This is a genomic window from Oryzihumus sp. (genome assembly GCF_036391795.1).
GTDB lineage: Bacteria > Actinomycetota > Actinomycetes > Actinomycetales > Dermatophilaceae > Oryzihumus.
Map to the genome: position 1 here is coordinate 1 of NZ_DASVZH010000146.1, position 3982 is coordinate 3982.

The following is a 3982-nucleotide window of genomic DNA, read 5'->3' on the forward strand; positions in this document are numbered from 1 at the left end:
CCCTTCAGCCGCGCTGACGGGGCCCCAACGTCCAGTTCGGCCGTGACAGCGCGGCCTGGCCGGGGGGGCCCCGCCCTGTCGGCGCGCAGGAGCCGGCACTCAGCCAGGGGCTTCGGCGCGGCCCCGCAGCCACAGGCCGGCAAGGATCCCGCCCAGCACGACCGCGCCGTACAGGCCGCCGGTCGCCACCATGGCCACGGTGATGCCCGGGCAGGTCGCGCCGACGCCGAAGCCGACGCCGAAGACCGCGGCGCCGAAGAGCGTGGAGCGCCGCACCGGGTGCCGCGGCAGCACCAGCGGGCCGCCGAACGCGGTGGTGCCGCGGCGTCGCAGCAGGAGCACGCCGACGGCCGCGGTCAGCACGGTCGCGCCCATCATCAGGTAGATGTAGGGGTCCCGCAGGAGCAGGCCCTCGTGGATGGTCCGGTAGTCGCCCAGGCCACTGGCCGTCAGCAGGAAGCCGAACAGCAGGCCGACGACCAGCGCGCTGGCACCCCGGGCCCGGCTCACAGGGCGCCGCCGGTGAGGGCGTGCAGACCCAGCGTGACGAGGACGGCGACACCGAAGAAGGTGCCGGTCGCCGCCAGGCTCTCGGGGGACCCCACCGAGCAGCCCGAGAGGCCGTGGCCGGAGGTGCAGCCGCCCGCCCAGCGTGCGCCGTAGCCGATGGCCACGCCGACGCTCAGCAGGACGGGCACGAGCAGGTATGCCGGGAGGGCGCCTTCCAGCGCCCCGTAGCCATGGAGGGCCGTCGAGCCGAGCACCCCAGCGAGGACCGCGCCGACGACGAGTCCGGTGTTGAACCAGATCCGCCACGGCTCGGTCACCCGGCGCCCCTGGAGGGCGAACAGCAGCTGGAGCCAGCCGCCGGACACGCCCAGCTTGACGTTGGCCAGGCCGTACATCGCGACGACGCACAGGCCGATGCCGGGGCCGGCCACCCACCACGGCAGCTGGTGCGGCAGGACGTGCAGCATGTGTGACCCCTCTCCCCAGTCGCAGGGTAAGGGCCATGGCCCGGTGCCGCGGCCTGTTCGTCCCAGACCGGTTCTGTCCGGTCAGCCCGAGAAACGTCCCTCTCGGCGGAAGACCGGGAGGGAACCGTGAGCCGCGCGGCTACTTGTCGACGTCGCCGACGACGAAGAACATCGAGCCGAGGATGGCGACCATGTCGGCGATGAGGTTGCCCGGCAGCACCTCGCCGAGCACCGACACGTTGTTGAACGACGCCGAGCGCAGCTTCAGCCGCCACGGCGTCTTGTCCCCGCGCGAGACGAGGTAGTAGCCGTTGAACCCCAACGGGTTCTCGGTGTGCACGTAGGTGTGGCCCTCCGGCACCCGCAGCACCTTGGGCAGTCGCTGGTTGACCGGCCCCTGCGGCAGCGACCCCAGCACGTCGAGGCAGTGCTCGGCGATGTCGAGGCTGACGTGGACCTGCTCGAGCAGGACCTCCAGTCGCGCGAGGCAGTCGCCCTCGGTGCGCGTGACGACCCGGCCGGGACCACCCTCCGCGAAGATCGAGGCGTAGGCCAGGTAGGGCTCATCCCGCCGGAGGTCCATGTCGACGCCGGACGCCCGCGCGATCGGGCCCGAGACGCCATACGCATCGATGATCTCCGGCGGCAGCACACCGACGCCGCGGGCACGCGCGTGGACGATCTCGTTGCCCACGATGAGGCTCTCAAGGTCGGGCAGGCGGCGGCGCACCGCGGCGATGGCCGCGGCCACCCGGCCCAGCCACCCGGCCGGCAGGTCCTCCTTGAGGCCGCCGACCCGGTTGAACATGTAGTGCATCCGGCCGCCGGAGGCCTCCTCCATCACGGCCTGCAGCTCCTCCCGCTCGCGGAAGGAGTAGAAGATCGGCGTGATCGCGCCGAGCTCGAGCGGGTAGGACCCGAGGAACATCAGGTGGTTGAGCACCCGGTTCAGCTCGGCCAGCAGGGTGCGGGCCCACGTGGCGCGCTCGGGCACCTCCATGCCGAGCATCGACTCGGCCGCGAGCACCACCCCGAGCTCGTTGCCGAACGCCGAGAGCCAGTCGTGCCGGTTGGCCAGGACGATGATCTGGCGGTAGTCGCGCACCTCGAACAGCTTCTCGGCGCCGCGGTGCATGTAGCCGATGACTGGCTCGGCACTGACGATCCGCTCGCCGTCCACGACGAGGCGCAGCCGCAGCACGCCGTGCGTGGCCGGGTGCTGCGGGCCGATGTTGAGCACCATGTCGGCGGTGGCCAGGCCACCGGCGCCCATGCCGACGGTGAGCTCGCGCGGGCTCGCGGGGGTGCTCATGGCGTCAGTCTGCCAGCCCACCCGTATCGCGCGACGCGCCCTGGTGCCGGCCGGCACCAGGGCGCGTGGTCACCGACGCGCCCCCGGCGCGCGTCGGTGGGTCAGCGAGGGCTCAGCAGCCCGGCTCGTTCTCGGCGTGGGTCATCACGCCCTGCTCGTCGAGGGTGACGACCACGATGTCCTCGGGCTCCCCGAGCGAGGACATCTGGTGCAGGTCCGAGGACTGGCTCTGCACGGGCTGGTCCGGCGCGACGCAGTGGTGGTAGACGAACGTCGCGTCCGGCGAGACCGGGATGCGGAACAGGGTGCGGCCCAGGTTCTCGAACGGCGGGGTGGTGAACGGCTTGATCGCCAGCCCGTGCTCGGCGATCTCGGTGTCCGGCACGCCCTTGGCGGTGAACCGGTCGAGCACCGCGACCGGCACCCCGTCGCGGTCCTCGAGCTTGTCGATGGTGCCGAGGTCGAACTTGCGCCCGACCACGTCGCTGCCGTTGCCGCGGTCGGTGGTGGCGTCGCTGGACCCGGCCGGGTCCACCGCCGAAGGGGCCGCGGCCGGCGTGACGGCGTCGCCGGGCGCCTGCGCCGCCGGAGCGCTGCCGCCACAGGCCGACAGGCCAAGGGTGAGCAGTGCCGCGACGGCGAGGGGGAGGGTCCGGGTCGTGAGGGTGGACGGCCGGCTGGTCCGGGGGGTGGGCATGCGCGCAGGGGTCCTCTCGCGGGAGTTGGGGGTGCCGGACATCCTTCCCGACATCGCTGTGCCGTCCAGTCGAGGGTCAGGCCGGCTCCGCCCGCACCCGCGTCACCGCCCACAGGAAGTCGCCGAGCCAGCCCCGCGCGGTCAGCGCGGCGGCGGCCGACGCCTCGCCGAGCGCCCGCAGGTATGCCGTGGGGTCGGCCCGCGCGAGCTCGTAACCCGGGCGGGCCGACCCGTCGACGCCCAGGCGGCGCAACGCCGTCCGCTGGTCCAGCAGCTCGTCGTGCGGCAGGGAGTCCATCGCGACATGGGCGGTGATGTCGCACGACCCGTCGGGCACCGGCACGACGTGGTGCCCGGCGCGGAACCCCGTCAGCGTCCCGGCAGCCGGCCGGTCCCCGCTCACGTGGCCGTAGTCCACCGCGACCGCGACGCCTGGCCCGAGCCTTCCCAGCAGGGCGGCCCAGGCCTCGTCGCGGGCTCGTCCGACCTCGACGCGGTCACCGGGAGAGGCCCCGACCACGGGCCAATACCGTTGGCACCACAGAAGATCCGGGCCCTCCAGTGCCGGACCGAGGCGCTCCGAGCCGTCGTCGGGGTCGACGAGCACCACCCGCAGCACCCCGGCGTCGTCCACCTCGGCGACCGGACACGGCACCACGTCGAGCCACTCGTTGGCCAGGACCAGCGCGTCCGTCAGGCCGGCCAGGGACTCCGGCAGGTCGGGGCCTCCCGGCGACTCCACCCACTCCACCGGCCCCGGCAGGTCCTCCGGACGCGGCACCACGTCCACCCCGACGCAGCGCACGGCCGCGTCGAGGGCGTGCACGTGCGCGAGCAGCTCGCCCCGGCCGCAGCCCACGTCCACGAACGTCGTCAGGCCCTCCGACCGCATCCAGCGCACCAGGGCCCCGGCCAGGACCGGGCCCAGCCCGGGGGCTCCCTGGGCCGACGTCGCGAAGTGCCCGGCCGGTCCGGCGGGCTGCCGGTAGAGGCCGC

General features: G+C 73.8%; 5 protein-coding genes. All 5 read right to left on the bottom strand.

Annotated features, from left to right (window positions below; all coding sequences use genetic code 11):
• Positions 1-99: 99 nt before the first annotated feature.
• Positions 100-510, bottom strand: a complete 411-nt coding sequence (locus VF825_RS08530; protein ID WP_331112184.1) for a DUF6691 family protein — start codon at positions 508-510, stop codon at positions 100-102.
• Positions 507-977, bottom strand: coding sequence for a YeeE/YedE family protein (locus tag VF825_RS08535; RefSeq protein WP_331112186.1), 471 nt, complete (start codon positions 975-977; stop codon positions 507-509). The genes VF825_RS08530 and VF825_RS08535 overlap by 4 nt, the downstream gene beginning before the upstream one ends.
• 139 nt (positions 978-1116) lie before the next feature.
• Positions 1117-2289, bottom strand: a complete 1173-nt coding sequence (locus VF825_RS08540; protein ID WP_331112188.1) for an NADH-quinone oxidoreductase subunit D — start codon at positions 2287-2289, stop codon at positions 1117-1119.
• Between the two features lie 112 nt (positions 2290-2401).
• Positions 2402-2986, bottom strand: coding sequence for a hypothetical protein (locus tag VF825_RS08545; RefSeq protein WP_331112190.1), 585 nt, complete (start codon positions 2984-2986; stop codon positions 2402-2404).
• A gap of 76 nt (positions 2987-3062) precedes the next feature.
• On the bottom strand, positions 3063-3982 hold a 920-nt coding region (locus tag VF825_RS08550; RefSeq protein WP_331112192.1), incomplete at its 5' end, for an SAM-dependent methyltransferase.

Bases quoted from the DNA above. Each gene is read 5' to 3' on its own strand.
- VF825_RS08535 (WP_331112186.1), bottom strand. From the start codon at position 977: ATGCTGCACGTCCTGCCGCACCAGCTGCCGTGGTGGGTGGCCGGCCCC.
- VF825_RS08540 (WP_331112188.1), bottom strand. From the start codon at position 2,289: ATGAGCACCCCCGCGAGCCCGCGCGAGCTCACCGTCGGCATGGGCGCC.
- VF825_RS08545 (WP_331112190.1), bottom strand. From the start codon at position 2,986: ATGCCCACCCCCCGGACCAGCCGGCCGTCCACCCTCACGACCCGGACC.